Here is a 19,595-nt window from a genome sequence, read left to right as displayed (position 1 = left end):
CTGTTCAACAGCTTCAACCCACTTTCTCGCCAATTAACTTCTAAGTTTATATTCAAACCAGAGCCGATCCTCATATGGTTTAAGTGCTTTTTCCAGTTGGCTTCTAACGATGTTAACCCGGAAATCTGCAGCTAAAATAATCCCACAAATAACCAGCATGATAACTTCCAATACGATGAGACCCCAATTTTGCTTGGCAGTCATTACCAACCATTGTTGCAAAGCCAAAATACCAATCATAGCCAGCGTTTTATTGGCCAACCAATACCAACGGTGAATGGCACGAACTTTCTTAGTAACTAATTTTTGAAGTCCTTCTGTAAAGTTAGCGGGTTCCTCAAGCGCAATTTGGAGTCCCTCGGCATCCTTTTTTAATAATTCAGAAATATAGGCAGAGACCTTTCCGACCCTTCTCATAGAGAAAAAGTCACCGATCCAAAGCGCAATCAATAGATAAATTAACAAGAAGTCGGTTAATTTCAAGAAATTAGTCATAATAATCCCTCCAGTTCTGCTCAATTACGCGGTTGTGTTCACTTACTTCTCCGGAACCAACCTTTCCAGCAACATCCCCCAATGCGTTGGTTAAAATTCTTTTAATCATTTGTGCCAAAATTATACAACCATCTTCGTTAAATGTGTAAAATAATGCCTATAAACTTGTACTAGTCAAAAAGGCGGCCAACCGCTATTATCCGGTTGACCACCTTTTTTATATTCAAAGATTAACTGCGAAGCTGATATTCAAACCATAAACGATCCTCATAAGGCTTTAATGCTTTTTCCAATTGAACCCGAATATGGTTAATCCTTAAATCAGCCGCTAAAATAGCGCCACAGATTACCAACATCGTCAACTCAATGGCAACCAAGCCCCAATTTTGTTTAGCGGTGATAACCAACCACTGCTGCAGGGCCAGAATAACAATCATCACCACGTTTTTATTGGCTAACCAAAACCACCGATTAATCGATTTTAACTTCTTCGAAATAAGTAATCGCGTCTTTTCAGACATGTGAGCCGGATCTTCAATCGCAATTTTTAACGGCTGCGCATCGTTCCTTAATAACTTGGAAACGTATTGGGATGACTTCCCCTGCATCTTCATTGAGAAGAAATCTCCAACCCACAATGCAATCAATAAATACAACAACAGGAAATCCGTAATTTTCAAAAATAGTGTCATATGTAAGTTAGCCTCCCAAACCAATCATTCTCAGTTTTCTCTCTTAAAAGAACTGACGAATTTAATTTCAATCTCTGAAAAGGAACAGTTGATTTTCAATAAATCGTCTGAATATCAGCTTCCCAGTTCTTCAATTTTTAACTGATTATACAATCATTTCAGGGGTTCGGCTATCTTATTTTAAAGCTTTTTACCGACACCGTTTTCATGAAAACGACATCATTTGGTTAAGAACCGTACTAATCATATTTATTAAGAAATTGTTAAGATAATGATTTTTGAGACAAAAAAGTTGAGATTGGCATTGATTTTTACTATTACCAATCTCAACTTTTGCATATGTTATTCAGGCAATCCCGTTCGTTCACCGCGATCCTTTCGATAGGCAATTAACACAATTACCAAATTAATCAGTACCAGCAGCGTTGTCATTAAGAAAACATACCGATAATCCAAAATACCGGCAACTCCCGAGGCCATCATTGGCCCAATAACCGCACCGACCGCCTGAGCCGACTGATTATAACTAAAGATCCGACTTACAGAACTCGCCGGCGTTTCCAGCGTCATCACCGTTTGAGTAATTGGCATCAACGCCGCGTTGGCAATCCCGATTAAGAATCTTAAAATTCCCAGTACCAGAACAGTTGTCACAAAGGTCATTGGGAAGAAAACAACGGCCGAAAAAACAAGACCGGCTAACAAAATTTTTTCAGGACCGATATGATCCCCCAGCTTACCAAGCGTTGGCGCCGTTAAAATCGTCGCAATTCCGGGAAGTGCTGCGATCACACCACTGGCAAACGCAATATTACCATGATTATGCATCAGCTCTTTAACAAATAAACTAATAATCGGATTAATCGACATAGTAGCCGCCATAATAAGCATTGAAGAAATAATCATCGCTGAAACAATCCACTTTTTCTGAATGCCGGCAAACGCATCTTTAATTCCCAATTTGGCACTTTTCTTTACCGGCTTAAAGTCCTCTTTAACAAACAGCCAGGTTGATAGTGCCGCAAGAAACATCATGAACCCAAATATATAGAAAGGTAGCCGATATCCAAAAACGCCGGATAAGTAACCACCGATAATCGGTCCAATCAAGTTACCACCGACATTTCCGGTGGTTAACGTTCCCATTGTATGCCCGCTCTCTTCTTGAGGAACCTCACTGGCCATTAACGCATAAGCATTATTAATGTAACCGGAAAAAGTCCCCTGGATTAACCGAATCAGGATTAATACCCAGACGTTAGTTGCTAAACCACAGAGTGTTGCGCTAATCGTCATGCCAATTGAAGCTCGAAGCAACATCGGTTTACGACCGGTCCGATCGGCTAAGTTCCCCCACATTGGCGAAACAATCGCCTGGCTGAGAAATACGCTTGAAAAAGCCAACCCGGAATATAAGGTTAACTCCCATTTGGGAAAATCACCGAGTTCCGTAATAAACAACGGTAAAAAGGGTAACGCCATGCTGGCGCCGGCCCCCGTCGCAAAATTTCCGAACCAAAGTGCCCATAAATTTTTCTTCCATTGTGGTGTTTTTGAGTTTGCCATAATTTTTTATCAAGATCCTAACTATTGTCGTATTCGAATTAATTACACAAGCAATATTATAACGATAATAGTTGTATGTCGCAATTTTATTTTAGTGTGCGGAGCTAAACGACTAGCACTCGGAATATAAGACGTCGATTTGGAAAATCTCGGGCCTGGATTTTTAAGATTGATCCCTTATATGGAGTGGTATTGCTTTGCGTAGCAGTCCTCAACCAGTGTGCGAAGCTAAACGGTTAACACCCTCATACGGCGCGGTTTTTAATATTTAAACGATAGCATCACTTTTCCTGATTCTCTCGTCGATAAGCCACCAATTCGTGCGTAATTTCTTTGGTACTTGGATAAATTTGTTTATAAATTTCATGGAGCTTTTGATACCGCTTCACATTAGCCGGCTGCGGCAGAAAAACGTCCTTGAACTGAACAAATACCTTCGTACAATCAGCAATGCTCCGGTACCAGCCTAAGCCCACCGCTGCCAACATTGCGGCCCCCAAGCCGGGACCCTGTTCATTTTTTAAGGAAACCACCCGGGTATTGAAAATATTGCTTGAATCTGCTGCCACAGCGGGCTCTTGGCACCACCGCCAATGGAAACCACCGTTTCAAAATGACTGCCCTTGGCTTCGTATTCAGCCATCAAATCCCGGAACGAAAAAATAATCCCTTCCAGCACTGCTCGGACAAAATCCGTCCGTTGATGGATACCGTCAATGCCGATAAAACTGCCCCGAATATCGGCATCTGCATACGGTGCCCGTTCACCAACAATGTAAGGGGCAAACAACAACCCATTGGCCCCAACCGTTGATTGTCCTGCGCTTTCCACTACTGACGTAAAATCTTCATCAGCCGCAAAGGTTTTCTTAAACCAGCTAAGTGAATAACCAGCAGCCAAAGTTACCCCCATTGAATAGAAAGCATCGGGAATGGCGTGATCCTCGTACTGCAGGACACCGTCATAATTAGTCGTTTTATCCGGTTCATACTTTAAAACAACGCCCGAAGTGCCAATACTGGATAGAACTTTGGTTGGATTGTCAATTCCGGCTCCAACCGCGCCACAGGCATTATCGGCACCACCGGCAAATGTCCGGGTGGCCGGCGATAAACCAGAATATTCAGCATACCAATCATCGATATTGCCGGTATCATCGATTGAACGAACCAACGGCGGGCAGAGGCTCGCTGGAATCTCAAACGTCTGCAGGATTTCCTGGCTCCACCGCTGTTTTTCCACGTCCAGCATGACTGTCCCGGTGGCGTCCGAATAATCCACTGCTAATTTGCCGGTCATTCGAAAACGCAGGTAATCTTTTGGCAGCAGCATGGTGTGGGCCTGAGCGAAAATTTCCGGTTCATTTTCCTTCACCCAAAGCAGCTTGGGCAGCGTAAAGCCTTCCAGTGGCTGATTGTGGGTAATTTTAATAAACCGCTGCCCCATTTTAGCCATGATTTCCTCCCGCTGTTTGGTTGAACGGGTGTCGTTCCACAGCATGGCCGGTCGCAAAACCTGGTTATCCTTATCTAAAAGCACGAGTCCATGCATTTGGCCGGAATAGCTAATCCCTTTAATGTCCGCCGGTTTTAATTTATCGGTTAGGATCAATCGAACAATCGCCACCGTAGTAGCACTAACCCAATCCTCGGGATCCTGTTCGGCATACCCCGGCTGTGGTTGGCGTAACGGGAAAGCCATCCCCTCCTGGGCAATAATTGTCCCATCTTTTGCAACCGCAGAAACTTTTACTGAGCTGGTACCTAAGTCCACGCCCAAAACACAGTCCGTCATCCGTGATTCCTCCTCGTATGATAAATTTGGAAATAAGTTTCATTTCTTTTCATTATAAACAGTCAATGGGCGATTTTCCCGGTGAAAATTCTTCAATAATTAACTTGATCTTCTATATTCACCAATAGTCTCTTGGTCGGCAAAATGCGGATAAGATGATATGATAAAATCAATTCAATTATTATTTAAATTTAGAAAAGAGACACTTTCCAATGGATAAACTTGATCGAAAAATCTTAAATATTGTGCAGCAAGATGGCCGAGCCTCAATTAAAAGTATTGCCGAGAAATGCTTCATTTCCGCGCCATCGGCATCCGTTCGACTACAGAACCTTGAAAACCACGGATTTATCACTGGTTATACAGCAAATGTTAATTACGAAAAATTGGGTTACTTAATCAAAGCATTTGTCCGAATTGATGTCAGTTATAAAGAGCTACCTAAATTCGTTAAATTCGTCTCAAAAGTTCCAAACGTGGTTGAATGCAACTTTATCACTGGGGATGCCTCAGTTCAACTAAAGGTTTTCTATAAGACTATGACAGAACTCAATCAATTTAATGCTTCATTAAAAGAGTTCGGCAATACCCACACCAACGTTGCTTTCACGACCAATGTTGGGCCACGACCTTTAAAATTACCTGAGAAGAAATCGGATTGACATCTTATACTCCGGGTGTTACCCGTTTTGCTCCGCACACCTTTTATTTTCATAGGCAACTTTCCCCTTCTGCCTTATTTTTATTAAAAATTTTCTGAAAAAACAAAATCATCTGAAAACTTTTGCTGAAAATAGTAGTTTTTGGACATTCTCATGTTAGGATAATTGCAGATTAATTAGAGGGCCTCTAATTCAACTGAATAATTCATATCTAATCGAGGAGGAAGTTTTTTCATGAATAAGTCGCATATTACTAAAAATGCGGACGGTACCATGCGCTCTCTAAGCAACCGGAACGTCCAGATGATTGCCATTGGTGGGACAATCGGAACCGGATTATTTCTGGGTTCCGGGACCACCATCAGCAAAACCGGACCGTCAATTCTATTAGTTTACTTAGTATTAGGTTTCTTTTTCTTTTTAATGATGCGGGCAATCGGTGAAATGCTTTATTCCGACCCATCACAACATACATTTGTAGCCTTTATTACTCGTTATTTAGGTCCCGCGGCCGGCCGCTTTACCGGTTGGACTTATTGGCTGGGACTAACTTTCTGTGGGATGGCAGAGCTTTCCGCTATCTCAACCTACGTTCAATTCTGGTTCCCAACCATACCAGCATGGATCATTCAACTGGTCTTCTTAGGAACGCTGGCCTCCGTTAATTTAATTGCCGCCAAAATATTTGGTGAAGCCGAATTCTGGTTTGCGTTAATCAAGATTCTAGCAATCTTGGCACTGATTGTTACTGGAATTTTTATGATGACCAGCCATTCGGTTACCCCACTGGGACACGCTTCGTTTCAGAATATTTTTCACAATTTCAGTATGTTTCCACACGGTGGTCTCAGCTTTATTTCAGCATTTCCAATGGCTTTCTTTGCCTTTCTGGGAATTGAATTTGTCAGCATTACGATTGGCGAATCAACCACCCCTCACCGAATTATCAAAAAAGCGGTTAACGAAACCTTACTTAAAATTTTGATTTTCTACTTTGGCGCAATGATTGTTATTATGGGAATCATCCCTTGGACCCATCTAACTCCCCAAAGCAGCCCGTTTGTTCAAGTCTTTAAGCTGGCAGGATTGCCGGCTGCCGCGGCTTTCATTAACTTTGTCGTTTTAACATCTGCTTCATCTTCACTGAACAGTTTCATCTTTTCTGCTGGCCGTCACTTCTATCAAATAGCCGATGAATTGCCAAGCGACTCTTGGCTGCATCAGCACTTCGCAACGATTTCCAAAAACGGTGTCCCGGCAGCCGCAATTAAAGTATCAGCACTATTATTATTGATCACGCCATTGATGAGCTTAACAAACGGTACCAGCGCTGTCTTCACAATCGTAGCCGGTTCATCAAACGATATGTACATTATTGTTTATGCATTGGCAATGCTCGCCCACAGGAAATATCGTGAATCCAGTGACTTTTTACCAAACGGATTTAAGATGCCCTGGTACAAAGTAACCAGCCCGCTGACAATTGCCTTTTTCGCCTTTATCTTCATTACTCTCTTCTTTATTCCACAAGATATTATCGGTGCTATTGGTGCAATTGTTTGGACAGTTGTTTTCGGCGGCATTACTTACTTCCATCAACGAAGCATGGTTTCTGCCGATGCCAATAATTAAGCTTGATTAATTGCCCCCCGTTTCAATTAACGCTATCAAATTCTAAAAATCTCCCGATGTTAAAACCATATTTTAACTTTCGGGAGATTTTCAGATGCTACTTTTAATTTGATTTTCTAAAATCATCACTTAAGAATATTTTAAAAATAATCTTTCCATATTGCGATTTTTCTGATAATCTGTATAAGGTGCGCTTTTAGAGAACCGTCAATTATTGGACATAGAGGGGGAAATTGCCGTGAGCAAATTCAAATTACAATCTGTCGTTTTTGTGTTGGTTGCATTCATGCTGGGATGCAATGAATTTATCGTTGTCGGGATCTTATCCGACCTCTCAAAACAGTTCCAAGTCCCAATTTCCATTATGGGTTACTTGGTAACCATTTTTGCGACGGTTTATGCGGTGAGTACCCCGTTCATTACAGTTTTAACAAGCCGGTTCAGTCGTTATAAAACCTTGTTGACACTCATGTTAATTTTTCTGATCGGCAATACATTGAGTGGCCTTTCAACCAGCTACCTGTTTATGGTCATCTCCAGAATCATCACGCAACAACTGCCGGTTCCATCATTTCACTAATTATGACCTTTGCCAGTACGATTGCCCCGCGTGATAAGCGGGCCAGCCTGGTTTCGTGGATCTTTGCCGGTTTCAGTATTGCTTCGGTTTTCGGCGTACCAATTGGTGTTGCCATCAGTACCAGTTACAATTGGCGATACACCTTTTTCGGCATTTCGATTATCACTATCTTGACCTTTATCCTGCTTGTTTTCCTTCTACCAAAGAACGTCAAACAAACTCAAAGTTCGATCAAAAATCAGCTGACGTTACTACTGGACCCCAGAATTTATTTTGGCATTGCCCTGGTTCTTTTTACGGCCGCGACCATGTACGCCTATTACACATACATTCGACCACTGTTGACAGTTGCCATGGGCTTTAGCATTACCAGTCTAAACTGGCTGCTGTTTATTATCGGCATTATGAGCATTCTCAGTAACCGCTTATCGGGCGTTATCGCCGAAAAGCCAAATAGTTTAAAGAGGCTGCCCAAGTTTTATATTGTCGACATTGCAATGCTGCTACTATTGCCGGTGGGGCTGCTTAACAAGTTTTCCGGTATGGCAATCATCCTAATTCTAACCTTAATCGTAACTGTCCTGAATTCACCAATTCAACTACATTTCCTGAACATCGCTGAAACGGATTATCCACAATCACTAGTGTTGGCATCATCCCTAAATTCAATTTTCTTTAATTTCGGTATTTCATTAGGATCCGCTACAGCTTCATCATTGGTGAGTGTCATCGGCCTCGACAGAATCAGCTTGGGGGCTGCCGGATACGCTGCTATTTCGCTGGGATTTCTCTACCTACTGAATAAAGCACTTAAAGCCAAAGCCGCTTCAATTTCCCAAGTGCTTAAATAATTAAAAACGGCCCCTCTTTAATATCATGAAAAACATTCTAATTATTGCCTAAAAGGTAGTATATTAGAAGTATCTAAAATTTGAAAGGAGCTGTTTGTCACCGTGATTTTCACATTCGTATTTCTTATCGCTGCCGGCTTTGCAGCCGGTCTGCTAGCTTCTGTCGCCGGCTTGGCCTCGCTGGTTTCCTACCCAGCGCTTCTGGCAGTTGGCCTACCGCCCGTCATTGCCAACGTTACCAATACCACCGCACTGATTTTTTCCGGAATTGGGGCCACCGCTTCCTCGCTAAAGGAACTTCGTGGGCATTGGCACAAGTTAATGCTTTTTGTGTTATTATCACTCGTTGGTAGTATCGGCGGCAGTATTTTACTACTGGTCGCACCGGCTTCATCATTTGAAAAAGTCGTGCCATTTTTTATTTTATTTGCTGGTATTCTGCTATTCCTATCCGGTCGCAAAAAGGACGTTTCAACCGCTAAATTAAAAGAAGTGCACGCCTCTCCCCAAAAGAAATGGTGGGTTTCTTTAATCAGCCTGATCGGCATCGTGTTAGTGGGTGCCTATACCGGTTACTTTGGTGCAGCCGGCGGGGTTATCTTTCTGGCAATTTTGTCCGTCATTACCGATGACCGCTTTGCCGTAGTTAACGCTATGAAAAACGTGATCGCGTTTGCCGGCAACCTGATTGCGACCGTGATTTTTATTTTAAAATCCCGGATCGACTGGCTGCTGGTTATTCCACTGGGATTGGGACTACTGATCGGTGGCTACACCGGACCAATTATTGTCCGCCATGCCAATATCCATTTGTTAAGAGCACTTATTTCATTGGCAGCGTTTGGTCTAGCTGCTTACCTATTCGTTACCGCCTACTTTTAATTGATCAATCAGCTTAAATTGATTTCAAAGTCAATTTTTGACACTACATAAAACGCCTCGTACGTCGACCGGCAAAACGGTCTTACAGTCCGAGGCGTTTTTTAAATATAAATCAAAAATCAATGACCGCTATTAAATCGCTTCTGGAACGGGGATTGCTAATTCTTCGCCGATCGTCTTTAATTCAGCGGCTGTTTTATCGTCAATCACAACTCCCTGCTTCAAGTTTTCAGCATAACGACGATATTCGCGGTCCCCCGGAATCATAATTTCAGTACCTGGTAAATGCTTCAAGTGACGAAGTCGGTCAAACATCTCCTCGGCAGACTTCTTTAAATCGTCCAGATTACCAAACAATTCCGGATTAATCGTCAACAGGAATTGGCTGAAATCATGATGGCCCGGTTTATTGGTATCAGCCGAAATCGAACCTTGCGCCAAAATTCCTGTCAGCAACTCAACCACTAATGAATTGCCAAACCCCTTATAGTTTGAATTTGACTGCAATAACCCGCCAAGTGTCAGCACACCGCCACCAGGCTGTTTTTCGGTAAAGGCCACTTTGGCCAAATTATCTTCAACTTTTTGAGCATCATGCATCACCCGGCGATGATCGTCAACGGCCCAATCGCCAGGAATCGGTTGATTGTTTTTAGCAAGCACTTGGATCTTCCCACTGGAAACAATCGAGGTAGCCCCGTCAAAAACAAACGGATGCGGTTCAGCGGGAAACGTAAATGCAAACGCATTAGAGCCCAGAAAGGCCTCAGTCGCATTAGTTGGGACCACCAGTGGTCTCGTGTTAGTTAACGCAATCCCGATCAGGCCTTGTTTAGCCGCCATTCTGGCATAGTAGCCGGCCGTACCGAAATGATTGGAATTGCGAATAACAGCAACCGACAATCCTAGTTTTTGTGTCTTTTTAATTAACTGTTTTTCCGCAAAAGCAGTCGCAATTTGTCCCATATTTTTGTTGGCATCGATTAACAAGCTAGTTGGCGTTTCTTTGATAACCTTCAACTTATTTTGTGGTTCAATAATATGCTCCTTGATCATACTTGTATACCAAGCCAACCGCTGAATACCATGAGACGAAATACCGCGAAGATCGGCATCCACCAACGTGTCAGCCAAAAGTGCGCCGTCCGATTTTGAAAATTGCCGGGCCGCAAAAACTTTTTCTAAAAATTCCTTTTCCGATAACGAACTAATCCGCACGAAAACCGCTTCCTTTCAAATTCGACACTATATCTTTCATCACCGTCAGTTCAGACGATATCCGTTAATTCTACCGGTAATGTAACAAAGAAAAAACGCCCTCTAAATTCACTTGGAATTTAAAGGACGATTTTTCCGTGGTGCCACCTTTTTTCATAATAGGAATTTGCTATTACCTCTACGCGGGCTTCATCAACAAAAACCCACTAAAGCCGTAACGTGCTTCAGGCGATTTGCAAACTTCCATCTGCCAATGGCTCCAAACTCATTTTCGTTCATCGTCATCCGTGCTCTCTCACCTCATGACACTCTCTGATTGAATGACTTTTGTTTGAACTACTCTATTCTTCACAGCCGATAGATGATAACTTGATTAGAATGCTAATGCAGTTCTCGAAATTTGTCAACCTCGAAAGCTATTCAGCTGATTTCCGAGTAAACAACAACGTACCTGCCGCCGGATAATCGAACGAAGTTCCTTCCGGCATCTGTGCCTCATAAGCTTGTGTAAGAGGTTGATACCTACTATCATTCATATTAACCTTCTGATCGTACTTGTAATAATTGTATAGAATTCCTAAAAATGGATCAATCCGACCTCGACTTGTAGGATTAATTTGAGTATAAATACCTCGTGAACTATCTGCTGGTGTCCAAATCACATCTTCACCTTTTTCGTAACGAATCATATACGTTGTGCCTGCTAACAATCGATCATTTAAAAAATTAAACGGGTTAACAGCATTAGTTGCTGTAGAAACTGCACCAGTTGTCGGGTCTACTTTCGTTCCCTGACTATAAATTGTTTGGGCAAGTGTGCTTAAACCACCTATATCGTCCCAGGCATGACCAACGTCACGACCCATTTCGATCAGTTGGACGTGCTGTGCTGATACTGGTAACAACTCACCCGTTTGATCATTCTTAGTCATTAACCGCATTTGATACATAATTGAACCGTTATTACCACCATGAGTTCCTTCATTGTTAACTGTTGTTGCTTCTACAGCCTCAGCATACAACGGGTAATTGTTTGTAAACAAAGCTCTGCCCATCGTACCCATCACATTAAATTGGTGTTGATTCATCCAATATGAGTGATCATTATACGTTGCTGAAAGCACTTTAAAGACGCGAGTTAAATTATCCGTATCACTTTGAGTCCAGTTTAAGTCTGCTTTTGGAGAATCAGTTGCCCTCAAAATCTCAGCAGAGGCAGCTAACCAGTACGTTAATGTCGCAAATCTAAAATTATAAGCAGGAACTGCAGACTGAATCTTTTCATATTCTCGAATGGCATTCATCGCATTAGCACGATAAACAGAATCTCCAGTGATATACCACATAATAGTTTGTTTAAAAATGGTTGCGCCGTCTTTATTAACCCGATCACCAACGTATCCACTTGGATTGGAATAGTTACCAGATCGCCACGGCCCCAAAATATGAATAAAGATATCGTTACCGGATTCAAAGTAAAGCCGGGGATTTTTCCTAGCAAATGTATCGTTGGCATATGCCTCGAAGGCTTTTCCCCATGGCTCATTACCCGAACGAACTTCTTTTTGCATTGTTTCCAGTTGTTCAGCATTCATTGTAATTCCTGGATGGGAAATAGCTTCCTGATGTTGTTTCCCATCGCTATCTGTATAGTTGGTGATAACTTGACTGGTTTTTAACTTGGGCTGAAAATTTGTAATTAACGGCGAAACCGCCGCATCAGCTCGATTCCCTATTAAACCGACAAAAATTATCATTGCCATTAATCCGCTTAAAAACCCAACCCGCTTAATCCATTCCAATATATAAACACCCTCTTCTATAAATCAGGCAACATAGTTGCCTAGTTAATTCAATATTATTCCTTATTATATTACAAACTATCATCTGAAATGCATTCGGAAATTGTTATTTTTATTTGATCGTTTAATGCTTAGTCGTTATCCCATCTGGTATATTTATATAAATCAGCAGAAATTCACCTGATTCGTTAAACTAATGGTAAAGCCATTTACGAAGGGTCAAAAAAGCACTACAAAAAAGCTGCCTTAACAACCTCAATTGGCTATTAGGCAGCCTTCCCTAATGTCTTTAATCCTAATAAGATTCCAACTACTTTGCGTAACTCGCAATGACCGTCATCATGCCAGCCAGCCGATAACTGGTCACATCATTCGGTAGAAGATACGAGATTCCCTTCTGAACAGCATAGTGAACACCATTCACAATCAATTCACCGTGACCGTCAACAACCGTCTGCAACATGTAATGATGTGGTTGATTTAACGCTAGTTGTCCATTAACTGTTAATTTTTCTACTGTAAAATACTGGGCGCTGACCAATGTTGTAACCATCCCGTGAGCCGTTTGGCGGGTTGCCTGAACGATATGTGGATCTCTATGAGGTACCTTGGTAACCGCCAATGCATCTGAAATCTGCAGCTGGCGTTTTTGATGGGTAGTAGGATCAATTCGATCAAAATCATAAAATCGGAACGTCATATCGGAACTCTGCTGTGTTTCCAGTGCGACAATCCCACTCCCTAACGCATGCAAAACGCCGGCCGGATTGTAGAAAAAATCACCAGCCTTAACTGGAATGGTTCTTAAAACCGTCTCAAGCTGACCGCTTTTAACAGCTGCTTGCAACTCCTCACGGCTTTTTGCCGTATGACCATAGTAAATTTTAGCACCTGGCGTCGCCGATAAAATATACCAGCTCTCCGCCTTACCATATTTTTCGCCGTGAGCCTGGGCATACGCGTCATCCGGATGCACCTGAATAGATAGATTTTCCTTGGCATCCAGAATTTTGACCAACAGCGGAAAGGCTTCATCCGCAGCATGACCGCCGAAAAGTTCCGGGTTTCCCTGCCAAAGTTGCGCCAATGTAGCACCTTTAAAGCGCCCGTTAGTGATCGTACTCAATCCGTGGGGATGAGCAGAGATCAACCAGGCCTCGCCGGTATGGTCACTTGGCAAATCAAAGCCATAATCTTTTAGCCGGTCGCCACCCCAAATTTTAGAATGCAGAACCGCACCCAGGAACAGTGGGGCAGGCTTGGTTTTTACATTAATCGTCATTTCCCAAATCTCCCTTTTTAAAAGATTAAAAACGTTTGTGTAACCGATTCCAATAACACTGTAACGCTATTTGTGATAATGTGCACGGATCTTATAACATTCTCATTTTCTCAAATCAAACCATTTGGAGAGGTGACATTGTCTCGCCGATTACTAAAAACTGCCGGTTCTGATTTTTGAGAATCGGCAGTTTTTAATCGTTTAATCACTTATTTTGATAATTTTCAAAATGCTTTTGCAGGTATTTAGTCGTTAAACTGGTTGGCTGCTTAATTAACTCTTGTGGACGGCCCTCAGCTACAATCCGCCCTCCCTGATCACCGCCCCGAGGGCCCATGTCAATCAAGTAATCTGAATTAGCCATCAAATCCAAGTCATGCGTGATCATTATAACGGTCGCACCCTGATCAATTAATTGCGAAAACACCTTTAGTAAGACGTGGACGTCCAACGGGTGTAAACCAACAGAAGGCTCATCGAAAACAAACAGTGTGTTATCCTGACTTCGCCGCATGTTGGAAGTCAGCTTCAACCGCTGGGCTTCCCCGCCGGACAAGGTCGCGTCGCTTCGCCCAAATGAAGATAACCAAGTCCCATCTGTTGTAAGACCCGCAAGGTAGCACCAATAGCGGTATTTTTCTTAAAGAGTTCAATCGCTTGATCAACATCATAATCCAAAACATCGGCAATTGATAAACCATGCCACTTCACCTGAAGCACCTGCTTATTAAAACGCTTGCCGCCACAGGTTGGACAAGTTTCGACCATATCCGGCAGATATTGAATGTCCAATGAAATCTCGCCGGTACCACCACATGTCGGACAGCCACCCTGCTTGTTATTATAAGAAAAGTAACTCGGGGTATAATGCTTTTGCTTGGCTGCCGGCAGGGACGCAAATAACTTTCTCAGATGATCCATAATATTTGTATAAGTTGCGACCGTTGAACGGGCATTTTTGCCAACCGGGGTTGCGTCAACACTCACAATATGCCTGATTCGGCCGGGATCAAATTGATCAATATAGCTTGGCCGGCTTCGATGATTCAAGTCAGCTTCAAATGCTGTCAGCAAGCCATCTAAAACCAAAGTTGTTTTACCAGCCCCGGAAAAGCCGGTAACCGCGATCAATCGATTAATCGGGAAATTAACACCAACTTGATTCAAATTAAAACGGTGATTGACCTTCAGCTTAATAGCACCGGCCGCGAAAACTTTTCCTGTCGCTTTTTGACGGGTTAAAAGCTGCCCTTTTCCCGTCAGAAACGGTGCAATTAAAGACTGATGACTGGCTTTAATCTGATCCGGTGTTCCCTGGTCAATAATCGTGCCACCCTGTTCACCCGAACCGGGACCGATTTCAATAATCCAATCCGCCGCATCAATAATTGAGGTTTCATGATCAACAACCACAACGGAATTTCCCTGAGCTACCAGCTGATGAAATATTTTAATTAGTCCCGAAACATTATCCGGATGCAGACCAACAGAAGGTTCGTCCAGTACATAGAGTACCCCGGTTGTCTGAGTTCGCAAGGTTCTGCCAAGCTGGATCCGCTGCAGTTCACCCGTTGACAACGTTGCGCCGGGGCGATCCATCGTTAAATAGTCAAGCCCGAGATCCAGCAAAGGCTGGAGCTGGTTTAGCAACTCACCGGTTAAATTATTGGCTAAAGCTGCATGTTGGCTGGTAACCAGGCTTTGATTTCTTTAACAAAGGCCGGTAGCTTTCCCAATGGCAACCGACCAGCTTCGGCAATGTTCTTGCCCGCAACCAGTTGTCCAAGCCGGTCGGGATTAATCCGCGTACCATGACAGACCGGACAGGTAAAGAAGCGATAAAATCGATTCAAGCGTTTCAAAGCAATCTCGCTTTTTGTCGTTGCCATACTATCTTCAATAGCATTATAAGCATTCTCGTAAAGTGCGTGATCCATATGAAAAACCCGGCCATTTTTACTGGGGATATTAATGGCGAATTGTTGTTGCTTGCCATGCAAAACAATTTCTTTTTCCTTATCGGACAATTGCTTATAGGGCACATCAATTCGCACGCCCGCGGCTTGGGCTACTATCGGCATAAAGTTTCTGCCCGGAATTCGCCAAGCAGCAACCGCTCCCTCACGAATTGTCTTGGTTTCATCACCAATCAGCGTATCGGGATCAATCTGTTTGGTTACGCCGAGGCCTTCACAATTCTGACAGGCACCATCAGAATTAAACGCAAAATCTTCGGCACTGAATGCCATAAAGCGCACCCCGCAAGTCGGACAGGTAATCATCCCCATTTCTGAGCCAGCCTTGTCCATTGCTTCGGCAATCTTGATTGTCGGCGGTACTTGGTGGCCGTTGGGACAAACCGGCGATCCCAGTCGGGAATAAATTAACCGTAAAACGTTAAAAATTTCTGTCATCGTCCCAACCGTCGAACGGGCGCCTGGAACCGTTGGCCGTTGCCGCAATGCCAAAGCAGAAGGAATATGACGAACTTCTTTCACATCGGCCCGCCCTACTTGACTGATTCGTCGTCGGGTATAGGTTGCCAACGCGTCGAGATACCGCCTGGCACCTTCCGAATAAAGAATCCCCATTGCCAGCGACGACTTTCCCGAACCCGATAGGCCGGAAATCGCGACAAATTGATGCAATGGAATATTTACTGAAATGTTTTTCAAGTTATTGACATTTCCACCAATCACCTGAATCTGCTCTGGCTGTGATTGATCTGCCATGTGAAAGCCCCTTTTCGAAAGTTTTGACTTCATTATAAATCAAAACTCACTATACAAAAAATGCTCGCCGATAAACGACGGGCATTTTGGTTTTATTAATGGCAAACAAGATTTAAATTTCTATTTCTTGGAATAAGACTACAATGTCTTTAGCTTTCCTCTAAAATCATCCAAGCTGGTGTATCCCTTTTCAGCCATTATTTCCTTTAATTCTTTGGAAATTCGGTCAAATATCGAGACACCATCGAAACCAAAGGCGGTGCCAATTTGAACCACGTTGGCACCACAGAGGATATGCTCAAAAACGTCACGGCCAGACTTAATACCGCCCGTTCCGATAATAGCAATTTCCGGTTTCAATCGCAAGCGCAGTCCGCGGACATTGGCTAAAGCAGTCGCTTGACATAGTCACCGCCCAAACCACCAAAGCCACCCTTTGGTTTGATAACCACGGATTCGGTATCAGCATTTACAACCAAACCATTGCCGATCGAGTTGATTGAATTCACATAGGCAATCGGAAAATCATTGAGGACAGCCGCAATTTGGTCAAATTGATGCAGATCAAAATAAGGTGGCAATTTGATACCAATATCTTTCTTAAAGAACTTAAATGCCTTGGTTAAAATGTCCCGTACGGCTTCAAAATCATAGGCAATCTGTGATTCACCCTTAATATTTGGGCAGGAAAGGTTTAATTCGGTAAGACCGGTAAACGAGCTATCCTGAATCTTATGAAGCATCTCCAGATTTTGATCAACAGACAGGCCGGCAATGGACAAAATTACTTGGTTATCATTTTTGTCCTGATTTTCTTCGGCAAACTTCAAATAATAATCCAAGCCGTGATTAGGAAGCCCCATTGAATTAATGCACCCCATTGGCGTAGCTTTCATACGAGGGCTCTCATTTCCTTCACGCGGTTGGGGAGTCGCACTCTTTGTGACACAGCCGCCCGCCGTTGAATGCAGGATCTTGGTCAGTTCATCGGTTGTTGCACAGCGAATTCCCGCAGCGTTTAAAAGAACGTTGTTAAACCTGTACTTGCCAATGTTGGCTTTTAAAGAAATTTTATTTTGCAGCATTTGCCTGTTCCTCCCGTTTCGTCCAGTCCCAAGGGGCTTTGTGCCAAGTTGACAGCCGTGCATATTCTTCATCGGAGAATTTGTTTTCTTGATGACCCTGTGAAATTAATTCAGCGTAACTTAGAAGCGGATAAAGCGTCGTATTGGCAGCCGCAAAGTTTCTGTCGGCATCCGGCAAGCCGTACGTAAAGACGGAGGCAACCCCGATCACGTTAACGCCTTCGTTTCGAACAGCCCTGACGGCCCCCAAAACACTGCCACCAGTTGAAATCAAATCATCAATCAGGACAACTTTGTCATCTTTGGTGATCCGGCCTTCAATCTGCTTACCGGCACCGTGGTCCTTTGGCTTAGCCCGAACGTAAATCAATGGCAGGTTTAATCGTTGTGCCACCCACGCAGCGTGGGGAATGCCGGCCGTGGCAACACCACCGATAACCGTTGCTTCCGGGTATTTTCCCCGAATCAATTCAGCTAATCCATCAGCGATCATGTCCCGTAATTCCGGAATCGAAATGGTGAGCCGAAAATCGGTATAAATTGGTGAGAGAATCCCACTGGCATAACGGAAAGGCTTGTTTAAATTGATACTGACAATTTTGTTGTCGATTAATGATTGAATAATTTGATTAGTTTGCATAATTCCACTCCTCCAACATTTTATGATAAGCGGCTACCGGATCGTTTGACCGGATAATTGGTCGACCAACAACTAGAGCTGAACTGCCATATGCTGCTGCCTGCTTGGGTGTTGCGGTTCTTGATTGATCATCTTTAGGAAAGTTGGCCGGTCGAATACCGGGCGTGACATACAGGAAGTCATCGCCAACCTGTTTTTTCAGGGAACTAACTTCAAGCGGTGAAGTAATAACCCCATCGGCACCGGATTGTTTGGCCAGCTTAGCCAGTGAAACGACTTGATCAACCATGTCTAATCGGCAATTCTGTTCATTCTTCAGCGCGTCTTCAGTAATCGACGTTAACTCGGTGACGGCTAACAGCTTCGGAGTTGGCACACCGGCTTCTTCACTTCCAAGCTCAAGGCCTTCCTTGGCTGCCGCAATCATTTCCGAACCACCAAGCGCGTGTACCGTTGTGTAGGTAACACCCATTCGGCCAATTTGCATCATGCCCATCTTAACCGTGTTGGGAATGTCCTGTAATTTTAAATCCAAGAACACCTTAAACCCTTTGTTAAGCAAGCTGCGAACAATTTCGGGCCCTTCGCCATAAAACAATTCCATACCGATTTTAACGGTCATATCTTCTCCGGTAGGGAATTTATTAATAATTTTAAATAATCCTTCTCTGTTCGCAACATCAAGTGATACAATCAGTGGTCCTCTCATGGTTAGCCTCCGTCATTTTTTACATAAAAAGAGCCCGTTAATCATGCGCTTCAATGTAGTCAGACATTGAATTTTTCGCAAAATCACGGACTCTTTGCTTAATTTGTCGTCCGCTTTTGGCCTCTCTGAACCAATTTAAAGCTTTATTATTTGTTATTTACTTTATCACGTCACCTGATTTAGTTCAAGTTGATTTTAAGGAAAAATAAGCTGGTCAATGAATCGGACCTTTCGATTTAGTGCCATATTGAATTTATTTAATTGCCCTCCCAAGCGCTTTAATATATACAGGATAGAAAGAAGGTTCTTTCATATGTCAGTGAAAATTAAAAAAGTTGGAAATTCCAATACACTAACAGTGCCTAATACTATTAAACCTATTGCCAAAGAATTCGATGTCTTTCAGGGCAGAGATGGTGTAATTGTTTACGTTCCAAAACACAAGAACCCGTTTCATGATGAAGCATTTATCAAATCACACAACCTCACACAAAACGAAGAATTCGGAGGATCTTTAATTGGCAAAGAGATCCCCCAAAATTAACAATTATGTTCCCAACCAACAAGATATAATTGCTATTGATTTTGATCCATCTGTTGGTCATGAAATTCGAAAACGTCGACCGGCACTCGTTTTAAGCAACGAAGGATACAGTCGGCTGACAGGTTTAGTTGTCATTTCTCCCATTATCCACGCGAGCAATAATGCCTTACGTGAAAGTGGCTTTCTAGTTCAAATTACCAACGTGAACTACTCGGCCATGAATGACCGAGCTTCTGGGAACACGAAGTAGTATTTAGGCTGTTACATCGGTATGCCGAACACCTAACTTACAGAACCCCGCTCTTTTACCATGCTAGTCCCTAACCAGTAGCTTTTAATCCGCGCTTCAGGATATTAACTGCCGCATTAATATCCCGATCGTGATGGGTCTGACACTCAGAACACGTCCATTCCCGAATTACTAAGAG

General features: G+C 43.1%; 14 protein-coding genes and 4 pseudogenes. 6 read left to right on the top strand and 12 right to left on the bottom strand.

Annotated features, from left to right (window positions below; all coding sequences use genetic code 11):
* Positions 1–33 precede the first annotated feature (33 nt).
* The 4 genes and pseudogenes from JCM14108_RS11655 to xylB form a co-directional block, all read right to left on the bottom strand.
* Entirely contained in the window at positions 34–495 is a 462-nt protein-coding gene (locus JCM14108_RS11655; RefSeq protein ID WP_035181015.1) for a hypothetical protein, read from the bottom strand.
* 230 nt (positions 496–725) lie between these two features.
* Entirely contained in the window at positions 726–1,187 is a 462-nt protein-coding gene (locus JCM14108_RS11650; protein ID WP_035181014.1) for a hypothetical protein, read from the bottom strand.
* A gap of 342 nt (positions 1,188–1,529) precedes the next feature.
* On the bottom strand, positions 1,530–2,753 hold the full coding sequence (locus JCM14108_RS11645) for an MFS transporter (protein WP_035181013.1): 1,224 nt from the start codon (positions 2,751–2,753) through the stop codon (positions 1,530–1,532).
* A gap of 281 nt (positions 2,754–3,034) precedes the next feature.
* Positions 3,035–4,548, bottom strand: a pseudogene (xylB, locus tag JCM14108_RS11640) (xylulokinase).
* Positions 4,549–4,760: 212 nt separating this feature from the next.
* Here xylB and JCM14108_RS11635 point away from each other — a divergent pair.
* The 4 genes and pseudogenes from JCM14108_RS11635 (at position 4,761) to JCM14108_RS11620 (ending at position 9,155) form a co-directional block, all read left to right on the top strand.
* The gene (locus JCM14108_RS11635; protein WP_035181012.1) at positions 4,761–5,210 is read left to right on the top strand and encodes an Lrp/AsnC family transcriptional regulator; all 450 of its coding nucleotides are present in this window, start codon (positions 4,761–4,763) and stop codon (positions 5,208–5,210) included.
* A gap of 234 nt (positions 5,211–5,444) precedes the next feature.
* Positions 5,445–6,842, top strand: coding sequence for an amino acid permease (locus JCM14108_RS11630; protein WP_035181011.1), 1,398 nt, complete (start codon positions 5,445–5,447; stop codon positions 6,840–6,842).
* 238 nt (positions 6,843–7,080) lie between these two features.
* A pseudogene (locus JCM14108_RS11625) lies at positions 7,081–8,273 on the top strand (MFS transporter).
* Positions 8,274–8,375: 102 nt separating this feature from the next.
* Complete coding sequence (locus tag JCM14108_RS11620; protein ID WP_035181010.1) at positions 8,376–9,155, top strand: sulfite exporter TauE/SafE family protein; 780 nt, start codon at positions 8,376–8,378, stop codon at positions 9,153–9,155.
* Between the two features lie 132 nt (positions 9,156–9,287).
* Here the strand turns inward: JCM14108_RS11620 and JCM14108_RS11615 are convergent, their stop codons facing one another.
* The 7 genes and pseudogenes from JCM14108_RS11615 to pyrF all read right to left on the bottom strand — a co-directional run bounded on the left by JCM14108_RS11615 (position 9,288) and on the right by pyrF (position 18,623).
* Positions 9,288–10,373: an Ldh family oxidoreductase gene (locus JCM14108_RS11615; RefSeq protein WP_035181008.1), complete on the bottom strand. Its 1,086-nt coding sequence runs from the start codon at positions 10,371–10,373 to the stop codon at positions 9,288–9,290.
* A gap of 416 nt (positions 10,374–10,789) precedes the next feature.
* On the bottom strand, positions 10,790–12,175 hold the full coding sequence (locus tag JCM14108_RS11610) for a hypothetical protein (protein ID WP_035181007.1): 1,386 nt from the start codon (positions 12,173–12,175) through the stop codon (positions 10,790–10,792).
* A gap of 310 nt (positions 12,176–12,485) precedes the next feature.
* Positions 12,486–13,457: a type I phosphomannose isomerase catalytic subunit gene (locus JCM14108_RS11605; protein ID WP_035181005.1), complete on the bottom strand. Its 972-nt coding sequence runs from the start codon at positions 13,455–13,457 to the stop codon at positions 12,486–12,488.
* 205 nt (positions 13,458–13,662) lie between these two features.
* A pseudogene (locus JCM14108_RS11600) lies at positions 13,663–16,189 on the bottom strand (excinuclease ABC subunit UvrA).
* Positions 16,190–16,327: 138 nt separating this feature from the next.
* Positions 16,328–17,274: pseudogene (locus JCM14108_RS11595) on the bottom strand (dihydroorotate oxidase).
* Complete coding sequence (gene pyrE, locus JCM14108_RS11590; RefSeq protein ID WP_035181004.1) at positions 17,261–17,914, bottom strand: orotate phosphoribosyltransferase; 654 nt, start codon at positions 17,912–17,914, stop codon at positions 17,261–17,263. Before pyrE ends, JCM14108_RS11595 begins: the two are co-directional and overlap by 14 nt.
* On the bottom strand, positions 17,904–18,623 hold the full coding sequence (gene pyrF / locus JCM14108_RS11585) for an orotidine-5'-phosphate decarboxylase (protein WP_035181003.1): 720 nt from the start codon (positions 18,621–18,623) through the stop codon (positions 17,904–17,906). The genes pyrE and pyrF overlap by 11 nt, the downstream gene beginning before the upstream one ends.
* Positions 18,624–18,936: 313 nt before the next feature.
* On the opposite strand from pyrF, the gene JCM14108_RS11580 reads away from it, so the two are divergent.
* Together JCM14108_RS11580 and JCM14108_RS11575 are read left to right on the top strand one after the other, a co-directional pair.
* Positions 18,937–19,167 carry an AbrB/MazE/SpoVT family DNA-binding domain-containing protein gene (locus tag JCM14108_RS11580; RefSeq protein ID WP_035181001.1) on the top strand — a complete coding sequence of 77 codons (231 nt, stop codon included), beginning with the start codon at positions 18,937–18,939 and terminating at the stop codon, positions 19,165–19,167.
* Entirely contained in the window at positions 19,142–19,417 is a 276-nt protein-coding gene (locus JCM14108_RS11575; protein ID WP_051996156.1) for a type II toxin-antitoxin system PemK/MazF family toxin, read from the top strand. Before JCM14108_RS11580 ends, JCM14108_RS11575 begins: the two co-directional genes overlap by 26 nt.
* A 70-nt stretch (positions 19,418–19,487) precedes the next feature.
* Here JCM14108_RS11575 and JCM14108_RS14385 read toward each other — a convergent pair.
* Positions 19,488–19,595, bottom strand: a 108-nt coding sequence (locus JCM14108_RS14385) for a zinc ribbon domain-containing protein (protein ID WP_152536944.1), incomplete at its 5' end; no start/stop codon positions are given.

Source organism: Lentilactobacillus farraginis DSM 18382 = JCM 14108 (assembly GCF_000583655.1).
In the GTDB taxonomy this organism is placed as follows: Bacteria; Bacillota; Bacilli; order Lactobacillales; family Lactobacillaceae; genus Lentilactobacillus; species Lentilactobacillus farraginis.
Note: the sequence above shows the minus strand (reverse complement) of the source record. Positions and strands in the feature narration are given on the sequence as shown.